The 20,767-nt window shown below is 62.2% G+C and carries 21 protein-coding genes and 1 riboswitch; of the genes, 12 read left to right on the plus strand and 9 right to left on the minus strand.

The annotated features are described in order from the left end of the window. The first annotated feature begins 31 nt into the window (after nt 1–31). Nucleotides 32–2,650 (plus strand): LuxR C-terminal-related transcriptional regulator, encoded by a 2,619-nt coding sequence (locus ACKAMS_RS09045; RefSeq protein ID WP_408988905.1) that lies wholly within the window; start codon nt 32–34, stop codon nt 2,648–2,650. Between the two features lie 38 nt (nt 2,651–2,688). Beyond that, nucleotides 2,689–3,114 carry an HIT family protein gene (locus ACKAMS_RS09050; protein WP_019746817.1) on the plus strand — a complete coding sequence of 142 codons (426 nt, stop codon included), beginning with the start codon at nt 2,689–2,691 and terminating at the stop codon, nt 3,112–3,114. On the opposite strand, the gene ACKAMS_RS09055 is transcribed toward ACKAMS_RS09050, so the two are convergent. Then, nucleotides 3,099–3,836, minus strand: coding sequence for an alpha/beta fold hydrolase (locus ACKAMS_RS09055; protein WP_029254422.1), 738 nt, complete (start codon nt 3,834–3,836; stop codon nt 3,099–3,101). The genes ACKAMS_RS09050 and ACKAMS_RS09055 overlap by 16 nt on opposite strands. Nucleotides 3,837–3,881: 45 nt before the next feature. Here ACKAMS_RS09055 and mhuD point away from each other — a divergent pair, with 45 nt between their 5' ends. The 3 genes from mhuD to ACKAMS_RS09070 all read left to right on the plus strand — a co-directional run bounded on the left by mhuD (nt 3,882) and on the right by ACKAMS_RS09070 (nt 5,403). Next, a complete protein-coding gene (gene mhuD / locus ACKAMS_RS09060) occupies nt 3,882–4,190 on the plus strand; it encodes a mycobilin-forming heme oxygenase MhuD (RefSeq protein ID WP_007726927.1) in 309 nt (102 codons plus the stop codon). A gap of 87 nt (nt 4,191–4,277) precedes the next feature. After that, nucleotides 4,278–4,417, plus strand: a riboswitch (cobalamin riboswitch). Between the two features lie 24 nt (nt 4,418–4,441). Further along, nucleotides 4,442–4,636: a CbtB domain-containing protein gene (locus tag ACKAMS_RS09065; RefSeq protein ID WP_003945915.1), complete on the plus strand. Its 195-nt coding sequence runs from the start codon at nt 4,442–4,444 to the stop codon at nt 4,634–4,636. Next, nucleotides 4,627–5,403, plus strand: coding sequence for a CbtA family protein (locus tag ACKAMS_RS09070; protein WP_019746815.1), 777 nt, complete (start codon nt 4,627–4,629; stop codon nt 5,401–5,403). Before ACKAMS_RS09065 ends, ACKAMS_RS09070 begins: the two co-directional genes overlap by 10 nt. A 59-nt stretch (nt 5,404–5,462) precedes the next feature. Here the strand turns inward: ACKAMS_RS09070 and ACKAMS_RS09075 are convergent, their stop codons facing one another. Both ACKAMS_RS09075 and ACKAMS_RS09080 read right to left on the minus strand, forming a co-directional pair. Further along, a complete protein-coding gene (locus tag ACKAMS_RS09075) occupies nt 5,463–7,298 on the minus strand; it encodes an NAD(P)/FAD-dependent oxidoreductase (protein WP_020968370.1) in 1,836 nt (611 codons plus the stop codon). Nucleotides 7,299–7,438: 140 nt separating this feature from the next. Further along, complete coding sequence (locus tag ACKAMS_RS09080) at nt 7,439–8,584, minus strand: hypothetical protein (RefSeq protein ID WP_408988906.1); 1,146 nt, start codon at nt 8,582–8,584, stop codon at nt 7,439–7,441. Nucleotides 8,585–8,803: 219 nt separating this feature from the next. On the opposite strand from ACKAMS_RS09080, the gene ACKAMS_RS09085 reads away from it, so the two are divergent. Next, nucleotides 8,804–9,583, plus strand: coding sequence for an acetoin reductase (locus ACKAMS_RS09085; protein ID WP_020906092.1), 780 nt, complete (start codon nt 8,804–8,806; stop codon nt 9,581–9,583). 77 nt (nt 9,584–9,660) lie between these two features. Next, complete coding sequence (locus tag ACKAMS_RS09090) at nt 9,661–10,929, plus strand: GAF domain-containing protein (protein WP_047888222.1); 1,269 nt, start codon at nt 9,661–9,663, stop codon at nt 10,927–10,929. Here ACKAMS_RS09090 and ACKAMS_RS09095 read toward each other — a convergent pair. From ACKAMS_RS09095 to ACKAMS_RS09105, 3 genes are read right to left on the minus strand one after another with little or no spacing between them, the layout of a single operon-like run. Then, complete coding sequence (locus ACKAMS_RS09095) at nt 10,908–11,552, minus strand: DsbA family protein (protein WP_232816808.1); 645 nt, start codon at nt 11,550–11,552, stop codon at nt 10,908–10,910. The two genes, ACKAMS_RS09090 and ACKAMS_RS09095, sit on opposite strands and share 22 nt — an antisense overlap. A gap of 55 nt (nt 11,553–11,607) precedes the next feature. Then, nucleotides 11,608–12,261: a response regulator transcription factor gene (locus tag ACKAMS_RS09100; protein ID WP_019746809.1), complete on the minus strand. Its 654-nt coding sequence runs from the start codon at nt 12,259–12,261 to the stop codon at nt 11,608–11,610. Nucleotides 12,262–12,309: 48 nt separating this feature from the next. Beyond that, on the minus strand, nt 12,310–13,665 hold the full coding sequence (locus ACKAMS_RS09105) for a sensor histidine kinase (protein WP_030534796.1): 1,356 nt from the start codon (nt 13,663–13,665) through the stop codon (nt 12,310–12,312). A 24-nt stretch (nt 13,666–13,689) separates the two neighbouring features. Between ACKAMS_RS09105 and ACKAMS_RS09110 the strand changes: the two genes are divergently transcribed. Both ACKAMS_RS09110 and ACKAMS_RS09115 read left to right on the plus strand, forming a co-directional pair. Further along, nucleotides 13,690–14,205: a DUF4352 domain-containing protein gene (locus ACKAMS_RS09110; RefSeq protein WP_019746807.1), complete on the plus strand. Its 516-nt coding sequence runs from the start codon at nt 13,690–13,692 to the stop codon at nt 14,203–14,205. Then, nucleotides 14,202–14,684, plus strand: a complete 483-nt coding sequence (locus ACKAMS_RS09115; protein ID WP_020906087.1) for a hypothetical protein — start codon at nt 14,202–14,204, stop codon at nt 14,682–14,684. Before ACKAMS_RS09110 ends, ACKAMS_RS09115 begins: the two co-directional genes overlap by 4 nt. On the opposite strand, the gene ACKAMS_RS09120 is transcribed toward ACKAMS_RS09115, so the two are convergent. Both ACKAMS_RS09120 and ACKAMS_RS09125 read right to left on the minus strand, forming a co-directional pair. Then, on the minus strand, nt 14,659–15,093 hold the full coding sequence (locus ACKAMS_RS09120; RefSeq protein ID WP_003945839.1) for an OsmC family protein: 435 nt from the start codon (nt 15,091–15,093) through the stop codon (nt 14,659–14,661). The two genes, ACKAMS_RS09115 and ACKAMS_RS09120, sit on opposite strands and share 26 nt — an antisense overlap. 98 nt (nt 15,094–15,191) lie before the next feature. Further along, a complete protein-coding gene (locus ACKAMS_RS09125) occupies nt 15,192–16,415 on the minus strand; it encodes a TetR/AcrR family transcriptional regulator (RefSeq protein WP_408988907.1) in 1,224 nt (407 codons plus the stop codon). A gap of 338 nt (nt 16,416–16,753) precedes the next feature. On the opposite strand from ACKAMS_RS09125, the gene ACKAMS_RS09130 reads away from it, so the two are divergent. The 3 genes from ACKAMS_RS09130 (at nt 16,754) to fadD5 (ending at nt 20,204) form a co-directional block, all read left to right on the plus strand. Next, a complete protein-coding gene (locus tag ACKAMS_RS09130) occupies nt 16,754–17,743 on the plus strand; it encodes a nitronate monooxygenase family protein (protein WP_019746804.1) in 990 nt (329 codons plus the stop codon). After that, nucleotides 17,740–18,519 carry an enoyl-CoA hydratase gene (locus tag ACKAMS_RS09135; protein WP_019746803.1) on the plus strand — a complete coding sequence of 260 codons (780 nt, stop codon included), beginning with the start codon at nt 17,740–17,742 and terminating at the stop codon, nt 18,517–18,519. Before ACKAMS_RS09130 ends, ACKAMS_RS09135 begins: the two co-directional genes overlap by 4 nt. A gap of 95 nt (nt 18,520–18,614) precedes the next feature. Beyond that, on the plus strand, nt 18,615–20,204 hold the full coding sequence (gene fadD5, locus ACKAMS_RS09140; protein ID WP_020968361.1) for a fatty-acid--CoA ligase FadD5: 1,590 nt from the start codon (nt 18,615–18,617) through the stop codon (nt 20,202–20,204). 57 nt (nt 20,205–20,261) lie between these two features. Here the strand turns inward: fadD5 and ACKAMS_RS09145 are convergent, their stop codons facing one another. Further along, complete coding sequence (locus tag ACKAMS_RS09145) at nt 20,262–20,741, minus strand: nucleoside deaminase (protein ID WP_019746801.1); 480 nt, start codon at nt 20,739–20,741, stop codon at nt 20,262–20,264. Nucleotides 20,742–20,767: the final 26 nt, after the last annotated feature.

Below are 20,767 nucleotides of genomic sequence, written 5' to 3' on the forward strand. Positions count from 1 at the left end.
TGGGGCGTGAAAGCAGAAAGGGTCCGCGTTGATGTTCGGGAGGGACGGCCACGACTGGGCAGCTATTCCCGAAAGGCGCACTCTCACCGAGTCGATTCCTCGGCAAGCACTGTTCGCGAAACTGGATCGACGCGCCGCTCTGACCATCGTCCGTGCACCGAACGGCCACGGGAAATCGTCGTTGATCGCATCGTGGCTGCGCGCCCATCTGGCATCCGAACGAATACTCGTCTGGGTCTCGGCCCCACAGCCCTCGTCGACATTCGAAGATTTCTGGGCCGTTGTCCTCGATCGAATCCACGCTGCCGGAATCGCACTGCCCGACGTCGACGATCTCGCCGATCCTTTCACCGCTGCCGCCAAATCCCTGAACGCCCTCAGCCGCCCCGTGCTGCTCGTGCTGATCAGGCCGGATCTGATATCGGAACCAGAGTTGGACGATCAGTTGATCGATCTCCTCACCCTCTGCCACAACCTGGACCTCGTGGTCACGCTCTCGGGATTCGGCATGTTCGCCGAGCCATACCTTCTCGACACGGATCACGAGGTCATCGGCGCCGATGAGCTGTTGTTCACGACATCCGATACCGCCCAATTGCTGGAACAGGCGGGGGTGCGCACGGCTGAGGGTGATGCAGAACAAATCACATCCCTGACGGGTGGGCTGCCCGCATTGGTTCGCGCCGCAGTCGCCGCCGTCAGGGACTCACGTAACAGCAACCGTGAGCGAGAGATCAAAACGAACACCGCGCAAGCGATAGACGATTACGTGACTGATTCCGTTCTCGCCACCGCTGAGCGCCTAAAGCAACATGAGTTCCTACTCGCGACCGCCTTTGGTCGATCGATCACCGTCGGCGTCGCCACAATGCTGTTCGAGTCCCAGCGCCCTGACACTGCCGAAACCGTTCATGAGATCCGCTCGCGACTGGTGACGCTGGAGACAGCCGGCTTGTTGTCGCGCGTCGAGGCCGAAGCCGACGAAACATGGGCATTGCCTCCCGCCATTCGAAGATCGATACTCGCGCACCACACCCGCGCGGGAATCGATCCGTCGCAACGTCTTTCATTCCTCGCTCACAATCGACTCGACAACGGTCATCACGCGTCGGCGCTGGACTACGCGGTCGAGGCACAGAACTGGACCCTGGCAGTAGACATCGTCGAACAACATTGGGTGACGATGATCGTGCATAACCTGGACTCGGTTCGCTCCGCCCTCCAACGGATTCCGGCGGAAGCTGCCGACAAGCACTCTGCCGTTGAGGCCGGGCGTGCCTTGTTCACGATGCATCCGAGCAAGCGATCCACGGTAGTCGACTTGCTACCCGAATCGCCGGCCGAACTGTGGGAACTCGGCGCCCAACCCAGCGCGAAGGACGCCTTGAGCATCGCCTGCGTTCAATCGATCATGCTCAGGATGGCCGGTGAATACGGGCTCTCGGCAGAGACCACCAGGCGGCTGTCTCACCTCAGCCGCAGTGCGCTGGAAAACAATCCGGAAGCGGTCAGCGCACAACTCCCCCTGATGCGACTTCAATGGGCGATCAATTTTCAATTGAGCGGCAGGTTCACCGAATCCACGATCAAGGCTCGAATGGCATACAACGGCGCCCTGTCTCACGGAGTCGACTTCATCGCTCGCAACTCTGCGGGTAGTGCCGCCCTGAATTGGGCTTTGGCAGGTGAGCCGCGGCAGGCCAGACACTGGTTCGAACTCGAACAGAAGCATCCTGACCCCGGGGGCTGGCTCGAACCTGTAGTCAAGATCGCCGGCTTGACGGCACGGGCTCTCGCCGCTCTCGACACACTCGACTTCGGTGACGCACGTATCGCACTGACCGAACTCGGCGTTCCGTCCGACACCGAGGAGCTATGGGCGTTCGTCGTCTATGCGCACAGCCAATTCGCCCTGACTCAGAGCAGTGCATCTTCCGCTCTGTCCTTGCTCCACAACGCGATTGGAGTGCATTCCAAGCAGTACACGGCCACGTCTTTCGCGCTTCCTCTGCTGCAATCCGCAGAAATCGATCTCCTGCTCGCACTCGGCGAGGGAAACAAGGCGACGGCTCTGGCCAAGGAAATTGCCGATCCTGCAGCCAACCCGTGGACGCTCGCGTCGGTGGCGCGTTTACGTCAGCGAATCGGCCAGAACGAGGCCGCTGTGGCGCTGTGTCATCAGTTCGACTGGTCTGGCGAATCCTATCCGCGGGCACAGATGGAATCGCTTCTGGTGCAAGCGGTTGCACACTCCGAGCTGGGTGAGCCACGCCTCGCCTCTCAGGAGTGGTCCAGAGCGTGCAGTATCGCGGACCAAACCGGACTTCTGCGTCCGTTCGCGACCATCGGATCGGCGGACGTCGAGAAACTCGAATCGATGGCAGTAACAAAATCGCGTGCACTCGCCGAGTTCTCGAAAAGTGCTCCTGCGGAATCATTTCCGGGATCCGTACGTATCGTGGAGCTGACCGAACGCGAACAGAAGGTCCTCTCACTCCTGGCGCTCGGCATGGGGTCGGCCGCGATGGCCGACAAACTGTACGTGTCCGTCAACACCGTCAAGACTCAACTGCGCACTCTCTACAAGAAGCTCGACGCACACAATCGAAACGAAGCGATCACGAAGGCACGTCAGCTGCGCCTGCTGTAGTCCCGGGTCGGATCTGATTCGGACTACATTCTGTAGGCATGAGCACCGATACCTGTGTCTTCTGCAAGATCGTCGCGCTGACCGAGCCGGCGATTCTCGTCCACGAGAGCGAGACGACTCTTGCATTTCTCGACGCCCGACCGGTGAGTCGCGGGCACACCCTGGTGGTCCCCAAGCGTCATGCAGAAAACCTCGATGCTCTCGAAAGCCACGAGGGCGCAGAGATGTTCCGCGTCGGCACGCTCATCGCCGGAGCTCTACGCCGCTGCGACATCGCCGCTGACGGAGTCAACTTTCTCGTCAACGACGGGCGTGCCGCGGGCCAAACCGTGTTCCACTCGCACCTCCACGTCGTCCCCCGTCATCGCGGCGACAAGGCGAAGTTCGCTGCCGGACTCCTGGCCAGGCGAGCCGTCGAACTGGAGCAGGTGGGCGCGTCGATCCGCAGTCAGCTCACCGTCTGAAGGAATTCCGTCACCACTTCGCGATAGCGCTGCGGTTGATCGTCGTGAACCAGGTGGCCTGCATCGGCAATACGTACGTACCGAGTTCCCGGTCTCTCGGCCATCTCTCGCATCTGTCCCTCGGGGGTGATGGTGAACTCTCCCTCGATCAGCAAGGTCGGCACGTCGATCGCCTTCCACTGATCCCAGAAATGCCTCGTGCCCCACTCCTCCGAGATGTCGCGGAAGGTCGACACCTCGCCGTGCAGGTACCACCCGTCGTCGCGGCGGTCGAAAGAGTCGAGAAAGTACTGGCCGGCGACGGGCCCGAAGAATTCCTTCATCGCGTCCTCGGAAGCAAACGGCTGCGGCCACGCCGAGATCATCTGAGCCCAATCCGCGGCGGTGCGTCCGCGAAAATCCGGAGCCATGTCTTCGAGGACCAGTGCACAAACCTTTTCGGGATGCGATGCGGCGAAGCACCACGCGTGCAGAGCCCCCATCGAATGGCCGATCACGATCATCGGCTCCTCGATGGACGCAACGGCAGATGCCAGGTCGTCGACGAATGCCTCGGTGGTCAGCTCTGACGGCGCGGGCCGGCCGTGACCGGCGGCGTCGAACGTGTAGACGTGGCCGAACTCGCGGATCCACGGCACCTGGCGTCGCCACGTCCTCGAGCTGCCCATGAGGCCGTGCAACAACAGAATCGGTTGTCCTGTTCCACCTTCGTCATGCAACACGAGTGTCACGGTACGCGGTGAAGGTGCGCGGGTAATGTCGCTTGCATGGCAGTCGTGAAGATCAATGCAATCGAGGTCCCCGAGGGCGCCGGCCCCGAACTGGAGAAGCGCTTCGCAGCACGCGCTCATGCAGTCGAGAACTCCCCGGGCTTTCTCGGATTCCAACTCCTCCGCCCCACCGCAGGTGAGAGCCGCTACTTCGTGGTGACGCAGTGGGAGTCCGAGCAGGCGTTCGCCGATTGGCGTGACGGCCCTGCCCGCGAAGCCCATTCCGGCGAGCGTGCGAAGCCCGTCGCTTCGGGTGCGTCGTTGCTCGAGTTCGAAGTTGTTCTGGACGTCGCCGCAAAGAGCTGATCTAGAACGATTGTGCCCGCCTTGGCGGGCACAATCGACGGTCATCTCGGCTTACGCGTTGACACGGTGCGGGCAGTAGTGCAAAAGTTCGCATGTAAACGCGATGGTCCGACAGGAATCCGGTGAAAGCCCGGAGCGGTCGCGCCACTGTAATTCGAGGTGAAGTGCCTTTTTCGGCACGACTATTTCGACAGCCAGACACTTCGGCCATCGCATGGACCTAGGGGACGCGAAAATCCCAGGAGGCTTCGATGGCTCTCGCCTATTCTCCCGATACGTCGATCGATTCGACTCGTCTTGCTTTCCTCGCCGCTGCAGTAGTTCTGTTCGCGATGCTCGCTCTCTACCTGGTCGGATTCGACCAGGGCGCTATCTCTCGCACCGGCATGTACATGCATGAATTGATGCACGACGGTCGACACTTGATGGGCCTGCCGTGCCACTAGTCGACAATTTCACGAAGCTTCTCATTCGTGGTTTGTTGGCTGGTTTGATCGCAGGCATCCTTGCCGGCGGAGTTGCATTCGTGCTGGGTGAACCGCACGTCAATGCCGCCATTGCGATCGAAGAAGCCAACAGCGCCACCGGTGAGGTTGCCGGCGAAGCCGCTGGGCATTCGCACGGTGACGAAGAAGAACCACTGGTGAGCCGCGACGGGCAGCGCGCCGGGCTGTTCCTGGCCACAGCGCTGGCCGGACTGGCACTCGGGGCGATCTTCTCGGTCGTTGCCAATTACGCTCGACGACTCACCGGAATGTCCGGGCCGTTGTTGGCGATCACCATCGCCGTCGGTGGTTGGCTGGCCATCGAGGCCGTGCCCTTCTTCAAGTACCCGGCCAATCCGCCGGCCGTCGGAGATCCCGACACCATCAACCAGCGCACACTGCTGTGGCTGGCCGCAGTGATTCTCGGGCTACTGTCCGTCACCGCGGCAGCAGCGGCGGCAAAGGCAGTTTCCGGGCACGAGTTCCTCAGCGTGCGCATCGCTGCTCCGGTGGCTGCGTTCCTGGTGATCGCCACGATCGGTTACGTCTCGCTTCCCGGCATCAACGAGGTGGGCGAGGACTTCCCGGCAACTCTGCTGTGGGAGTTCCGACTTTCCTCGCTCGCTACGCAGGCGACGCTCTGGCTCGTACTCGGGTTGGCATTCGCCTTCCTCACCGAGCGCGCGACCAAGAACACCGAAGTAGCAAAAAAGTACGCCCTTCGCTGATCCTGCTGTGCGCCTTTATTAACCGCGGGCGGTTAATAAAGGCGCACAGCAGTTCTATTTCAGCTCAGATGATGCACTTCCTGCAGTCCGTACACCGGCGTCGGGATGCCCTCGTAACGCGCCTTCAACTGCAACGCCAAGTACAGCGAGTAGTGGCGCGACTGGTGCAGATTGCCTCCGTGGAACCACAGCGCTTCCTGCTGCGTCGGCTTCCACATGTTGCGCTGCTCGCCTTCCCACGGTCCCGGATCCTTGGTGGTGTTCGACCCCAGGCCCCACACCTTGCCGACCTTGTCGGCGGTGTCCTGACCGATCAGATCCGCCACCCAGCCGTTCATCGAGCCGTAGCCGGTCGCGTAGACCACCACGTCGGCAGGCAATTCCGTACCGTCTTCGAGGATCACGCTGTTCTCGGTCAGCTCACGAATGTTGCCGTGCGCGAGCTTGATGTCCCCGTTCGCGACCAGTTCGGCCGCGCCGACGTCGATGTAGTAACCCGAGCCGCGTCGTAGGTACTTCATGAACAGACCTGAACCGTCGTCGCCCCAGTCGTGCTCGAAGCCCGCCTTCTCGAGGCGATCGTAGAAGTCCTTGTCGCGCTCACGGATTGCGTCGTACACCGGGATCTGGAACTCGTGCATGATTCGGTACGGCAGCGAACCGAACGTGAGGTCTGCCTTGTGCGTCGTCATGCCCGCGGCCAGTGCACGCTCCGAGTACAGATCGCCCAAGCCCAAATCCATCAGCGAATCCGACTTCACGATGTGCGTCGAGCTGCGCTGGACCATCGTGACGTCGATGCCGTTCTCCCACAGCGCGCCGCAGATGTCGTGCGAGGAGTTATTGGCCCCGATCACAACGACCTTCTTGCCCACGTACTGATCCGGGCCGGGGTGCTTGCTCGAGTGGTGCTGATCGCCGAGGAACTTGTCCTGCCCGGGGAACGTCGGAACGTTGGCCTTGCCGGACATACCCGTCGCCATCACCAACTGCTTGGGACGCAACGTCAGCTTCTCGCCGTTGCGGTTGACCTCGACGGTCCATTCCTGGGTCTTCTCGTCGAACGACGCGGAGGTGCAGGTCGTGGAACTCCAGTACGGAACCTCCATGACTTTGGTGTACATCTCGAGCCAGTCGCCGATCTTGTCCTTGGGCGCGAACACCGGCCAGTTGTCGGGGAACGGCATGTATGGCAGGTGGTCGTACCAAACCGGATCGTGCAGGCACAGGGACTTGTAGCGTCCGCGCCACTGGTCGCCGGGTCGCTCGTGGCTGTCGATCACGATGGCCGGAACTCCGAGTTGGCGCATCCGGGCACCGAGGGCGATGCCTCCCTGTCCGCCGCCGACGATCACGACGTAAGGCTGTGTGGTGTAACCGAGTTCGCGATCCTCGATCTCCTTCTGCTCGGCCCACGTGATGCGGTTCGGGTCTGCTCCGTGCTTCGCTCCACGAGGCCGGCGAGTGCCCTTACCTTCTTCGTGTCCCTTCAATTCCTGCAACGACGTCAGCAGGGTCCAACCTTCATCTCCTTTCAAACGAAGGTGCCCGTGCGCGCGACCGGTTGCAGTCTCGAATTCGATCCAGGCCGACGTGACGCCGTCGGCTTCGTCGGGTGTCTCGGTGGTCCGGAATCCCGAAGGATCGGTGTCGTCGAGACGCTCGGAGAGCATGTCGGCAATCTGCTCGCGACCTTCGACGGTCTTGATGTTCCAGGTGAACGACACCAAGTCTCGCCAGAAGCTGTCGAGTGCAAATTTGCCTGCCACACGCTCGATGTCACGAGCCGCGAGGGCCGACTCGAAATCCGCCAGCCAGGCGTCGACGCGTTCCTGAGGTGTCACCGCCGTCAACTTCACCTCGGGGGTGACTGCGGAATCGATGGTTTGCGTCATCACTTCTCCTTGTTTGTGAATGTGACACACAGCACATCCCATAAGTGGCCCCGGTCACAAGCGTTGCAGTCTGTTGCAATCAGCGGGCGCGGTGCCGCCGCCCGATACCGGTTACCCGCACCGATGTGCGGGCAACCGACTCACCCCTCAGCAGGCTTGAATTTGCCGAGTCCCAGCGACTGAAATCCCACGACGTAGAACAGCGTCCACAACACGGCCCAGTCCACGAAACCCAGTGCATTGCCGTGCAATCCGTCGACAACTGCCGGCTCGTGAAGAATGTGCTCTGCCGCAAAGCGGTAATAGAACAAGAATGTGACCACCGCGAGCGCAAACGTAAGCAGCGCGCGGATCGCCAGATTGACCCCGTCCGCAAAGCCCGTGGGCTTGTTACCGAAGGCGTTGGCCCAGAAGATCATCCAGAAGGCCCAGCACACACCGAGCTGCGCCGGGAACTGATGGACCACACCACCCAACTCGGCAACGGCATCGCTTCCCACCAACACCTTCACGACCGGAAGTGCCACGAAGTACAAGCCGGTTCCGACGGCGAAGTTACCGATCGTGGCTGCGAGCGCAGTCTTACCCCCGCCGCCGAACACTCGCCACGGCCAGTTGTCGAGCGTCTGGCCAGTCAGGATCACGACCACCACGACGCAGTAGAACCACCCGAGTACGGTGTCGACGGTCATCAACGGATCCGTGGCGGACAGCGACACGGACGGCAGACCGAACACGAAGTACAGCGCCAGCGTCGGGACGGCGACAAACGCGATCTCACACAAACCCACCAACGGCTGCTTCATCCCTAGGGAAGTCCACGGCCAATGCTGCCAGTTCAGGACCACCATCACCCAGGTCCCGAAGCCGAAGAGCACGAACAGCGCACCCGCGAAATATCCGAGGCCGCCCTCACGATCGGCCGCGAAATCCGGGTACAAACTCCCCAAACCGTTTGCCAGGAGCCACGTCACCACGACGGCGAAGACCGCGGTCGCGACCATGATCGCCAAGCCTTTCGCCGGCTGCGGGAGTCGATCGAAGCCGGCGAACTCGCAATTGAAGCCGATGAACACAACAAAAAGGATTGCCCAGAAAAGCGCCGCGTTGAACGGCAGAGGATAGAAACTCCAGGGACTGGTGGTCGGATCGGCCAGAAGGTACCAACTCGCCACGGCCAGCACGAGAACGATCACGAGGTTCGCGATCCCGAACCCGATCCAGCGGCGTGACGGTTGTCGGCTCGGCGTGGCCGGTTCCGTGGGTGTGTCGACTGTAGCGGTCATGTGCCCTCTCCCAGATTGTCTCGCAAGATGATTCGCGAAGTGGTGGCGCAACTATGGAACCGTCGCGCGGGGTACCGGGAGGGTTGCCGAGGGTTGCAACTGCTGTCCGATTTTCCGGAATTGCAACACGGTGCAACCCTTCCGCATTGTGGTCGCCGTCACATACAAATCACTCACCGGTTCACAACCGACTGGTTCACTGCTTACGAGGAGATCTGCATGAGCATCACGGGCAAGGTAGTACTGGTCACCGGCGCCGGCCAAGGAATCGGACGCGGAATCGCTCTCCGCCTCGCCCACGACGGCGCCGACATCGCGTTGGTCGACCTCGACCAGACCAAGCTGGATGCGGTTGCCGACGAGATCAGACAGATCGGTCGTCGTGCGACGACGTTTATCGCCGATGTCAGCGATCGCGCGCAGGTTCACGCCGCAGTCGAACACGCGCACAGTGAGTTGAGCGGATTCGACGTCATCGTCAACAACGCGGGAATCGCTCTCGTCGGCCCGATCTCCGATGCGACGCCGGAAGAGGTCTCCAAGATCTGGAGCGTCAACGTCGACGGTGTCCTGTGGGGAATTCAAGCTGCAGCGGCAAAGTTCCAGGCGCTCGGTCAGCGCGGAAAGATCATCAACGCGTCGTCCATCGCCGGTCACGACGGGTTCGCCATGTTAGGTGTTTACAGCGCAACAAAATTCGCGGTCAGGGCCCTCACTCAGGCTGCGGCCAAGGAATACGCGTCCGACGGAATCACCGTCAACGCGTACTGCCCCGGCGTCGTGGGCACCGACATGTGGGTGACGATCGACAAGAGGTTCGCCGAGTTGACCGGTGCGCCAGAGGGCGCCACCTACGAGAAGTTCGTCGGCGGAATTGCGCTGGGTCGAGCTGAAACCCCCGACGACGTAGCCGGTTTCGTCTCTTACCTCGCTGGGCCCGATTCCGACTACATGACCGGGCAGGCCGGTCTCATCGACGGCGGTCTCGTCTACCGCTGACCGAGGTGTCTTCACTGAAAGCGGTGTCTTCGCTGAAAGCGGCGTCTTCGCTGAAGAAGCGGTTGCCCGAGCCTGCGATGCCGCCCGGCGAGGATCCTCGCGACTACGCGAGGACCCTCGCCGCGGTGTACGACGCGACGATGGCCGGAGACCGCGCACCGGCCCGCCCCAGGGACGTGGTGCGCCAATCGTGGCAGCGCCTGCGCGAACTCGGTATCGATCCCGAGCACAGCCGGGTCGAACCGTCGATGGACGTCGCCGAACTCGATCTCCGTCGTCGTGAGTCCGGACTGTACGACGTACTCGACGACGTGACACGCGGACTCGAATCGGTCACCGCGAGCGGTGAGAACATCATGGTCGTCGCAGATCTTCGCGGAACTGTACTGTGGCGCAGCGGGTCCCATCGCGTACTGGACCAAGCTGCGCGTCTGGGATTTGTCGAAGGGGCGAACTGGGCGGAGGACAGCGTCGGCACCAACGCCATCGGAACGGCATTGGTGTCACGACAGGCGGTTCAGATCTTCTCGGCGGAACACTATGCGCGCAGCCATCATCCGTGGACGTGTGCGGGGGCGCCCATCCGCGATCCGCGGGACGACCGTGTCATCGGCGTCGTCGACATCAGTGGTCCTGCCAAGACCGTCCATCCCACGACGCTCGCTCTGGTCGACGCCGTCGCACGCCTCGCTCAATCACACCTGCGCGACAAGCATCGGGACAATCTCGATCAACTACGTTCTGTTGCAGGGCCGATGCTTGCACGAAGCGGATCACCCGCATTGGTGATCGACACCCACGGATGGGTCGCAGCGGTCGACGCGTTACCTCATCGCTCGCGCGTGCTGCTCCCCGCAGCTTTGGCTCCCGGCAGGGCATGGTTCCCGGCACTGGGCCTGTGCGAACTGGATCCGCTTCCCGGCGGGTGGCTGGTTAGACCGATCACCACCGGCGAGAGAATCAGCGCGCCCACGGTACATATCGATCTGCGCGATTCCGAGAACATGTCGGTGACCGTCACGTCGGGTTTCGGCGAATGGGCATACGCCCCCACCCAACGACATGCGGAGATTCTGTTCCTCCTCGGATCCGAGAGACGGGGACTGACTGCATCTCGGTTGGCGCAAGATCTGTTCGGCGACCCGGCCCGCACGGTGACCGCGCGGGCCGAGATGTCGCGTCTGCGAAAGAACCTCGCCGGAGTTGTTGCAGCGCAGCCGTACCGGTTCGTCGATGCAGCGCACGTGACGTTGTCCTGCCCCGTGAACGGCGCACATCTGTTGCCGTTTTCGAATGCCCCGGCGGTGCGTGCCGCTCGCCTTTCTCAGGCCGGTTCGGAGGCCTGAGTGAGCAACTGCAGAAACACCTCTTCGGGCTGAGCGCCGGACACGGCAACCGCACGGTTGGCGACAAAGAACGGAACGCCGCTGACCTGCAGTTGGCGGGCCATGGACAGATCTTCGCGGACAGCCTCCGCTGCGGCATCGGAGCCCAGTTGCTCGCGCACGACATCGGCGTCGAGGCCGACGCTCACGGCCAACTCGACCAGCACCTCACGGTCGTCGATCACCTTGCCGTCGCTGAAGTGCGCTTTGAACAGCGCTTCGAGGAGTTCGTTCTGCCGCTCACCCGCGAGATGCAGCAACCTGTGCGCATCAAACGTATTGGCGGCGATCACGGTTTCGAAGTCCAAGGTCAACCCGACCTCGGCGGCCGTCGCGCTGACGTGGGCGAACATCTGACGTACCTGATCAGGCGCCATCCCCTTCATTTCGACCAAGGCGTCGAGTTCGGTTCGGCCCTCTCCCACCGGCGTCTCCGGCGCGAGCTGGTACGAGCGCCAGATGACGTTGACGCGGTCCTTGTTCTCGAAACGATCCAGCGCCGAGAGGAACCTGGTCTTTCCGATGTAGCACCACGGACAAGCGACGTCCGACCACACTTCGATGGTCACGTCTTGGTCAATCACGATTTGATCAGTCACCGAAGGTGCAACAACGAACAGGGTAGGGATTAGTCCCGAGTCACGTCACAAGGCCACACCGGAACGCGATCAACGATGCACTCACGCGGTTGGGCACACCCAGCTTGGCGAACAGCGAAGAGATATGCGTCTTGACGGTGGTCTCACCGAGGTACAACCGCTCCGCGATGACGCTGTTGGCCGCGCCTGTCGCCAGGATTGTCAGCACTTCGCGCTCGCGCTCGGTGAGCGAAGCGAGCGGAGTCTGATCGGGCGCTTGCCGCCGCGGCGACGAGGCCACGATGGCGCGCAGAGAATCGCAACTGAACAACGAGTGGTCCGACGCCACTACCCGCACTGCCTGCTGGAACGCCTGCGGAGCTGCGTCCTTGCTCAGGAAACTGTGCGCGCCCGCCTCGACTGCCTGCACAACCATGTCGTCGACGTCGAAGGCGGTCATGGCAATGACCTTCGGCGGATTACTCATGGTCATCAATTCACGCGTGGCCTCCAAGCCACCGACCCGTGCCATCTTCAGATCCATCAGCACCACGTGGGGACGAAAACGAGTGACCTTGGCTGCGACCTGATCGCCGTCCTCGGCCTCGGCAACCACCACGATGTCCGGCGCTGCTTCCAGGATGTCCTTCATCCCGCGCCGAACCCACGCGTCGTTGTCGACGATCAAAACTGTGATGCGCGAGTCAGCGTCCATAGTGCGCTCAGATTACCCAGAGCCCCCGACAGTTAGAGGGTGGGAGGGCTACGACGACCAGGGCACCCAGCAACTGACGAGGAAATCGTCCCCCAACGCGCCTGCCTCCACCTTGCCGCCGATCTCTCGCGCCTGTTCGGCCAACCCGCGTAGGCCGGATCGTGAACCGATCGACGTCATGGGTGCAAGCTCGCTCAGCTTGTTGCGTGCGAGGATGCGGATTCCGTCGTGCGGCGACCCGGTCACGGAAATGACGAGCATCTGGTCGCTCGCGTACTTCTGGACGTTGGTCAACGATTCCTGAACGACGCGATAACAGACATGCCCCGCCAACATTCCGACATCACCCGGGAGCAACTCGGATTCGAGACGGCAGTGGATGCCTGCCGCGCGTGCACTGTTGACCAGGTCACCGATCGCGTCGATCCCCTGGTGCCCACCGTGTTCGCGGCGATCACCGCTTCCCCTGAGCACTCCGACGATTCCCTTCAATTCGTCCAAAGCCTCGTGCGCGGTGGTTCTGATCATCGCTGCGGTGTTGACGACCTTCTCGGGATTGTCTGCCGCGCTGACCTGCAACCCGCCGGCGAACAACGAGATCCGGCTCAAACTGGCCGCGATCGTGTCGTGCATGTCTCGAGCGATCCGCGTTCGTTCCTCGGTGCGAATCATCTCGTCGCGCATCACGTCGGTTTTCTCGGTGGCCAGATCCCGTACGTGCTCTGCCTCGACGAGTTCGGTTCTGGTCCGAATCAGGAGCGAGAGCGCCACGACAATGCCGACCATGACGGCAGCGACGAGCCACGGGATCCAGATGGCGACGTCGTATTGAACAACCACCGAACCGTCTTTGGGTTTCGCGGTGCCCATCGTGAGAACGGAGTACTCACGATTTCGAAAAGCGTCGTAGGTCAACGAAATTCCGCACACGACGAAGACAGCTGCCGCGGCTGCTGCAAGCCGAGGCCCACGCGCGATCCGAGCAACGGCGAACAACGCGATGAGCGCCGCCGTCGCATCGGTGGGGAAGAACAGCGGGCCGACCAGCGTGATCGCCAGAACCACCCAGGGATGTTGATGGCGCCAGACAAGCGATATCCCACCGGCCACGCCCAGGACGAACCCGATCCCGACCAATGCCGGTGGCATATTTCCCGACGCGCCTGCGATGCCCACCGTCATGAAGGAACAGAAAAGGCTGAACGCGACGGCGGCGGTAGTCCATACGCGTCGTCGCACAACGGTTCCTTTGGTGGTGATCACCGAGCAAGCGTATCCACCGCCACCGACGCCTCGAATCAGCCGAACGGGTGGACGAACCGTCAAGCTCCGACCGAAAGGATGAGGCTCCCCGATCTTTCGACCGAAGCGGTGAGCGGTCCCCACATCGTTGACTTGTGCCATACCAACTCTCGAAAGGCGCACATCATGCGATCACTCCGTACTCCCCTCGCCCTCCTCGCCGTCGGCGCAGCCCTGTTCGCAACCATCGCCTCGGGCGAGACCGACGAAGCGAAGAAGGTCGACGACAACGGTTCTTCCGCCGCACCCGCGGCTGCCTTCGGCATCGGTGACGTCGTCGAACTGGGCGACTGGCGCGTCCAGGTACACGGCGTTGTCGATCCCTATGTCTCGACCAATCAGTTCATCACCGCGGATCCCGGAAACCGCTACGTCGTGGTCGACACCGAGGTCACCAACAACAGCGACAAGCCGTCGACCGTGTCATCGATGATGTGCTTCGAACTGCAGGACTCGACCAACAAGTCGTACAACATCACGTTCACCGACAGCAGCACGTCGAGTGTCGACGGAGAGCTTGCGCCGGGTGCAGCCAAGCGAGGCGAATTGGCGTACGAGGTCCCCGAAGCCGCCACCGGTCTTCGCCTTCAGTTCAAGTGCGACCTGTTCTCGTCCGGCTCGGCAACCATCAACCTGTCGTGAACCGCCCGGGCGATCTGCTGCTGAGTCCGTGGGCGCTGGTCTCGGTGGCCGTCATCTTGGTCAACGACCACGTACTCAAAGGGGCATTCGGGAACACGATGACGGGCAAGCTGTCCGACGTCGCCGGCGTGTTCCTGTTTCCCTTGCTCCTGCTCTCGGTTCTCGAGGTGCTCAGACGAAAGCTGGCGGGGCGAGCAGCGATCGCCTGGTCCATCGCGGTCACGGGCATCGGCTTCGCCGCGGTGAAGACGGTCTCGCCGATCGGCGACGCGTACGAGTGGGTGATCGGGTTTTTCCGCTGGACCGCAGGAGGATTCCGCGGCGAGCTCTTGCCGATCGTGGTCTTTCGTGATCCATCGGATCTGTGGGTGCTCCCGATATTGTTCGCAAGCTACCTGGTCGTCACACACAACCGCACTCGGGCGCCGCAGGGGGCGCCCGAGCACGAGGTGATCAGTCCAGTGCCGCATCCAACGTGATGTCGACGCCGGTCAGCGCCTTGCTGATCGGGCACGTTTCCTTGGCCGCCTGGGCAACCTTGGCAAAACCGTCGGCGTCGAGGCCGTCGACCTCGGCGCGAACGGTGAGCTTGATTCCGGTGAGCTTGAAGCCGACCGTGTCGGGGCCCAGCGACACGTCTGCGGTGATGTCGAGGCTCTGCGGAGTTCCGCCGGCCTCGGCGATCAGTGCCGACAACTGCATCGCGTAGCAGGACGAATGTGCCGCGGCGATCAGTTCTTCGGGGCTGGTGGTTCCGCCGGCTTCCTCAGCTGCGCGCTTGGGGAACGACACATCGAAGGTCGCGACACCCGAGCTGGTGAGTTCGACCTGTCCCGACCCGGCTTCGAGGGTGCCGTTCCAGGCGGTGCGTGCGGTACGAGTTGGCATTGCTGTCCCTACTTCCGTCTTCACATGATTCGGTGAACGCCTTGCGATCACGAACCTACCCGCGATACGTGAAGTCACACCTACTGTTTCGGACTGCGCTACCCCAGGAGAGTCGCGGTCAGCAATTTCTCGACGCGCGCCTGCGCGGAGTTCTCCGAGGAAAAGTGCACGATCCTGCCGATGTCGAAGACCAGACCGAGCGCCGCGTGGACGAGGAACCGCGCTTGGACGATCGTCAACTCCGGCCGCGCCTCGACGCACAAGTGCGCCCACTCCTCCACGTTGAGCCGCTGGATGTTCCGCAACTCGGTCCGCGACCGGTCCGGCAAGCTGCCGATCTCGGCGAAATAGACTGCCAACAGTTCGCTTCTGCCGAACGACACCTCGACGTACATCTTGGCCAATGTCTCTACGGCCGCGAGTGGTGTCTCCGACTCCGCCAACGCCGAACCCAACGTCATCGTCAGGCGATCGGACGCCCGATAGAAAGCCGCGGCGAGTAGATCGGCTTTGCTCGCGAAGTGCCGGTACACGCTCGACGCGTTGATACCCGCTGCGGCGCCGATCTCCTCGATACTCACGTCGTGATAGCCGCGCTGATAGAACAGCAATACGGCTTCCTGAAGCAGCACTTCACGTTTCGACGTCCGGGCAAGGCCGGGTTTGCGTTCGGGCGCCTGTTTCTTGCCGCCGCCCTTCGCACCAACGGGCAACTCGACGCCGATGACCGACCAACAAGCTGTGAGAATCAACGATTCGATCTGCTTGGCGGACAACGCCGATCGATGACCGGTGATACTGGCGATCACGCTGAGCACAGCCGGTGCGATCAGCTCGACATCGGCCGGGTCCAGTTCCGGGCGCACTGCGGCCAACGGCTCGGCAATCCGAAGATTGAGCGTGCGCATTCCCTCCCGCAATTGCTCACGATCCTCGTCGACCAGGTACCGGCCCTCCCAACGGTAGAGCCCTCCCCTACGCCGATTCTCGATCGTCGCGCGGATGACCCCCACCATGGTGGAGTTCAACTGCTCGCGTGGATCGTCGTTTCCGTGTACCGCGGGATCGCTGGCATCCAGCAACGCCTGGGTCAGGTTGTTCACGGTGTAGACGAACAGCGCGTATTTCGTGGGGAAATGACGATAGAGGGCCGGCCCGGAGATTCCGACCTTCGCTGCGATCTCGTCGATGCCGACCGCGTGGTAGCCACGTTCACTGAATGCCTCCGCGGCAGCGGCCGCGATTTGGGCCTTCCGATTCTTCGGACGCGTTCGTGGTGCAGAGCCACTGCCGCTCACGGAGACGCGTGTCTGTCCGGGCACCTGACCCTCCACTTCCGTTGCTTTCTTCCACTGCCTTCGTCCGCTGCACCGCACTTCTACGGGCGCGAGTCCGAACGGACCATGTTAACGGTCGCGAAGGTCGCAATTCGCGCCCGGTACGGCTTCACCCGAAACCCTACAACGCGGCTGTCACGGCGGACGGATTCCGGAAAAAGAGTCTTGACACCCGCTCTCACACCGGTGTTATGTTAGTGATGATTCGCACAAACTTGCACGCAGTCCGCTGGCGGGCTCGTTCCATGCAGCGCAGGATTTTTCTTCGCCTGCAATAGGGTTCGATGCCGATTGACCGATCGTAAGAAAGTAGTTGTGAGCAGATGATTCGCACTCGCTTCACCGAGATGTTCGGCGTAGACCATCCGATCGTGCAGGGCGGCATGATGTGGGTAGGACGCGCAGAACTTGTTGCGGCCACGGCCAATTCCGGCGCCCTGGGGTTCCTGACCGGCCTTACCCAACCCACTCCGGAAGATCTCGTCAAGGAAATTGCTCGGACCCGCGATCTCACCGACAAGCCTTTCGGCGTCAATCTCACGATTCTGCCGTCGATCACGCCGCCGCCGTACGCCGAATATCGCCAGGCGATCATCGAATCCGGGATCAAGATCGTCGAGACGGCCGGTTCCAATCCGATCGATCATCTTCCGCATTTCAAGGACGCGGGCGTGAAGGTGATCCACAAGTGCACTGCAGTTCGTCACGCGGTCAAGGCCGAGAGACTGGGCGTCGACGCCGTCAGCATCGACGGCTTCGAGTGCGCCGGACACCCAGGTGAAGACGACATACCAGGGCTGATTCTGATTCCGGCGGCCACGCAGCAACTCACGATTCCGGTGATCGCGTCAGGCGGAATCGCAGATTCCCGCGGTCTCGTCGCGGCGCTTGCGCTCGGAGCAGACGGCGTCAACATGGGCACTCGATTCATGTGCACCGTGGAATCTCCTGTAGCGCAATCAGTTAAAGAACAGATAGTCGCCAACACCGAGCGTGACACCAAGCTGATTTTCCGAACCCTGCACAACACCGCACGCGTAGCAGCGAATGCGATCAGCGCCGAAGTCGTCGACATCGAGGCGCGCGGCGACGCGCAGTTCAGCGACATCCAGCATCTGGTCGCCGGGGCACGCGGGCGCAAGGTCTTCGAAGACGGCGATCTCGATGCAGGCATCTGGTCCGCCGGGCAAAGCCAAGGGTTGATCAACGACATCCCGACCGTCGCCGACATGATCGACCGCATGGTCTCGGAGGCCGAACACCTCATCACCTCACGGCTTTCCGGATTCGTCACCGCTGTGAGCGCGGCATGACCGCCACCGCCGAGACGGGCTTTCGCTCCGAAATCACCGACGGTGTACTGCGATTGACCTTCGACCGCCCGAAGCGGATGAACGCGATCGATCTACCCACGATGACTGCTTTCGCAGCCGCCGTCAGAGAGGGCGGCGCAGACCCGAGAGTTCGTACCATCGTGATCACCGGATCCGGTCGAGCGTTCTGCACCGGAGCCGATCTTGCGGCAGCGGCCCTCAACCCCGCAGACCCGAAAGTTGTCATGGATGCGGCGACTTCTCTGATTCGCGCCATCACCAGCGCCCCGGTCCCGGTGATCGCCGCGGTCAACGGCCCGGCAGCCGGCGTCGGAGTGTCCATCGCCCTGGCCGCGGACCTGACGTACGCAGCATCGAGCGCCTATTTCCTCCTCTCGTTCGTCAACATCGGCCTGATGCCCGACGGCGGCGCCAGTGCGCTGGTGCCGGCAGCGATCGGACGTGCCAGAGCGGCCGAGATGGCGTTGCTGGGCGAGCGGGTTTCCGCCGAGGACGCAGAGCGTTTCGGGCTCGTGTCCCGCACCGTCGCAGACGACGCGTTCGACGCACTCGTCGACTCGGTCGTCGATCGCACGTCGAAGGCTCCCCGACGCGCACTCGAACTCACCAAGCGCGCACTCAATGCGGCGACGCTGGACCGCCTCGATGCCGCGTTGGAGCTCGAAAATACCGGTCAGGCAGAACTTCTCACCGGCGACGACTTCAAAGAAGGCGCGATGGCGATGCTGCAGAAGCGCGCACCGCACTTCAAGTAGTCGTTGCGAATTTTCGTTAACAAAACCACTGTGAGAATCGACGGCTCACTGTAGCCTGAGTCACACAATCACCCACGCATGAGAGGAACCCATCGATGGCCTCCACCGATGCAGTCTCCGAGGCGCAGCGTTCACGCCGCACCAACTGGAACAATCAGATCGCCAGGCATGCGCAGATGATTCCCGATCGCACCGCGCTGCGATTTTTGGGCGATTCCATCACCTGGAGCACCCTCGACGCACGCGTCGAGAAGCTGGCAGACGCTCTAGCCCGACGCGGCGTCAGCTTCGGCGACCGCGTGCTCATCCTGATGCTCAATCGCCCCGAATACCTCGAGATCGTGCTCGCGACCAACGCATTGGGCGCGATAGCTGTTCCGGTGAACTTCCGTCTCACGCCACCCGAGGTCGCGTACCTGGTCAACGACTCCGGCTCCAAAGTCATTGTCGCCGAGGGACCATTGGCTCCACTGGCCGGAGCGGCGCGTGCCGCGTCAGAGGGTATCGATATCTCCATCACCGTAGGCGCCCCCGCCGAGGGTGACAGCCTGAACTACGAGGACCTGATCAGCGAGGCGGGCGAGCCGCACGCGTTCGTCGACATCCCGGACGACACTCCTGCACTCATCATGTACACCTCGGGAACCACCGGCCGCCCCAAGGGTTCGGTGCTCTCCCACTCCAACCTGTCTTCGCAAGCATTGACCTGTATCAGGGCCTTCCACCTGTTCAATGCCGATTCCATCGGCTTCTGCGCGTCGCCCATGTTCCACATCGCAGCCCTCGGTTCCATCGCGCCGAGCCTGCAACTCGGCACGACCACGGTGATCCATCCGGTCGGCGCATTCGACCCTGGTCAACTACTCGACATTCTCGAAGCCGAGAAGGTCACCAGCTTGTTCCTCGTGCCCGTGCAATGGCAGGCCGTGTGCGCAGTGCAGAAGGCGCAACCTCGAGCACTGTCGCTGAAGAACATCTCGTGGGGCGCCGCACCATCGTCCGATACGATCCTGCGGGCAATGGCCGAAACCTTTCCGGACGCGTTCAATGTCGCCGTCTTCGGTCAGACCGAGATGTCGCCCATCACTTGCGTTCTCGACGGTGAGGATGCGATTCGCAAGCTCGGATCCGTCGGTCGGGTCATCCCGACCATTTCGGCCAGGGTCGTCGACGAGAACATGGACGACGTGGCGCCCGGTGAAATCGGTGAAATCGTCTACCGCGGGCCCACGATGATGAGCGAGTACTGGAACAACCCCACCGCCACCGCTGACGCCTTCCACGGTGGATGGTTCCACTCCGGCGATCTCGTTCGAGTCGACGACGAAGGCTTTGTCTACGTCGTCGATCGCAAGAAGGACATGATCATCTCCGGCGGAGAGAACATCTACTGCGCCGAGGTGGAAAACGTTCTCTACGAACACGAATTGATCGTCGAAGCGGCCGTCGTCGGTCGCCCCGACGCCAAGTGGGGTGAGGTGCCGGTAGCGATCGTCGCGATGGCGCCAGGTTCAGCCGTGGACCTGACCATCGAGGAACTGAGCAGCTTCCTCAATGATCGTCTCGCGCGTTACAAGCACCCGAAGGACATCGTCGTCGTGGAAGCGCTGCCGCGCAATGCAAGCGGCAAGGTCGTCAAGGGCGAACTGCGAGAGAAGGTTCGAGCGGTCGACGCAGTTTCCTGACTCCACACGCAAACGGGTGGCACCTCCAGCGGGGTGCCGCCCGTTTGCGTGTGCCCGTCAAGCGCTCTGCGAATGCAACTTCCGATGCAGTTCTCGCACCAGCGGAACCAACTCCGGCACCGGACCTTCGACCGGGACGTTCGGCGCAACCTCGTTGACGGACAGAGACTTCACCGGCGCCGGGGCCGCACCCCACTCCGCGAGCCAGTCGCCGAGTTGAGCCGAAGAGCAGATGTAGACGATACGTCCGAGGCCCACCCATGCGTGCGCAGCCGAACACATCGCGCAGTGCTCTCCCGAGGTGAATACCGTTGCCGTCGAACGCTCTTCCGGCGTCAGATACTGAGCCGCCCACCGAGCCAGCTCGAACTCGGGGTGGCGAGTGTTGTCGCCGCCCGCGATCCTGTTTCGATCTTCCGCCAGAAATGTTCCGTCGGCCGCTGCCAGGACGGAACCGAAAGGTTCGTCGCCGGCATCCAATGCTTCCGTTGCCAATTCGACGCAACGACGCAGGTGACCCAGTTCGATGTCGTTCATGTGTACGCCCTCTCCCGTGATACACG

Origin of the sequence: Rhodococcus sp. 5A-K4, from assembly GCF_046097995.1 — a bacterium.
Classification (GTDB): Bacteria; Actinomycetota; Actinomycetes; order Mycobacteriales; family Mycobacteriaceae; genus Rhodococcus_F; species Rhodococcus_F erythropolis.

Bases quoted from the DNA above. Each gene is read 5' to 3' on its own strand.
- ACKAMS_RS09045 (WP_408988905.1), top strand. From the start codon at position 32: ATGTTCGGGAGGGACGGCCACGACTGGGCAGCTATTCCCGAAAGGCGC.
- ACKAMS_RS09050 (WP_019746817.1), top strand. From the start codon at position 2,689: ATGAGCACCGATACCTGTGTCTTCTGCAAGATCGTCGCGCTGACCGAG.
- mhuD (WP_007726927.1), top strand. From the start codon at position 3,882: ATGGCAGTCGTGAAGATCAATGCAATCGAGGTCCCCGAGGGCGCCGGC.
- ACKAMS_RS09065 (WP_003945915.1), top strand. From the start codon at position 4,442: ATGGCTCTCGCCTATTCTCCCGATACGTCGATCGATTCGACTCGTCTT.
- ACKAMS_RS09075 (WP_020968370.1), bottom strand. From the start codon at position 7,298: ATGACGCAAACCATCGATTCCGCAGTCACCCCCGAGGTGAAGTTGACG.
- ACKAMS_RS09080 (WP_408988906.1), bottom strand. From the start codon at position 8,584: ATGACCGCTACAGTCGACACACCCACGGAACCGGCCACGCCGAGCCGA.
- ACKAMS_RS09085 (WP_020906092.1), top strand. From the start codon at position 8,804: ATGAGCATCACGGGCAAGGTAGTACTGGTCACCGGCGCCGGCCAAGGA.
- ACKAMS_RS09090 (WP_047888222.1), top strand. From the start codon at position 9,661: ATGCCGCCCGGCGAGGATCCTCGCGACTACGCGAGGACCCTCGCCGCG.
- ACKAMS_RS09100 (WP_019746809.1), bottom strand. From the start codon at position 12,261: ATGGACGCTGACTCGCGCATCACAGTTTTGATCGTCGACAACGACGCG.
- ACKAMS_RS09105 (WP_030534796.1), bottom strand. From the start codon at position 13,665: ATGGCACAAGTCAACGATGTGGGGACCGCTCACCGCTTCGGTCGAAAG.
- ACKAMS_RS09110 (WP_019746807.1), top strand. From the start codon at position 13,690: ATGCGATCACTCCGTACTCCCCTCGCCCTCCTCGCCGTCGGCGCAGCC.
- ACKAMS_RS09120 (WP_003945839.1), bottom strand. From the start codon at position 15,093: ATGCCAACTCGTACCGCACGCACCGCCTGGAACGGCACCCTCGAAGCC.
- ACKAMS_RS09130 (WP_019746804.1), top strand. From the start codon at position 16,754: ATGATTCGCACTCGCTTCACCGAGATGTTCGGCGTAGACCATCCGATC.
- ACKAMS_RS09135 (WP_019746803.1), top strand. From the start codon at position 17,740: ATGACCGCCACCGCCGAGACGGGCTTTCGCTCCGAAATCACCGACGGT.
- fadD5 (WP_020968361.1), top strand. From the start codon at position 18,615: ATGGCCTCCACCGATGCAGTCTCCGAGGCGCAGCGTTCACGCCGCACC.
- ACKAMS_RS09145 (WP_019746801.1), bottom strand. From the start codon at position 20,741: ATGAACGACATCGAACTGGGTCACCTGCGTCGTTGCGTCGAATTGGCA.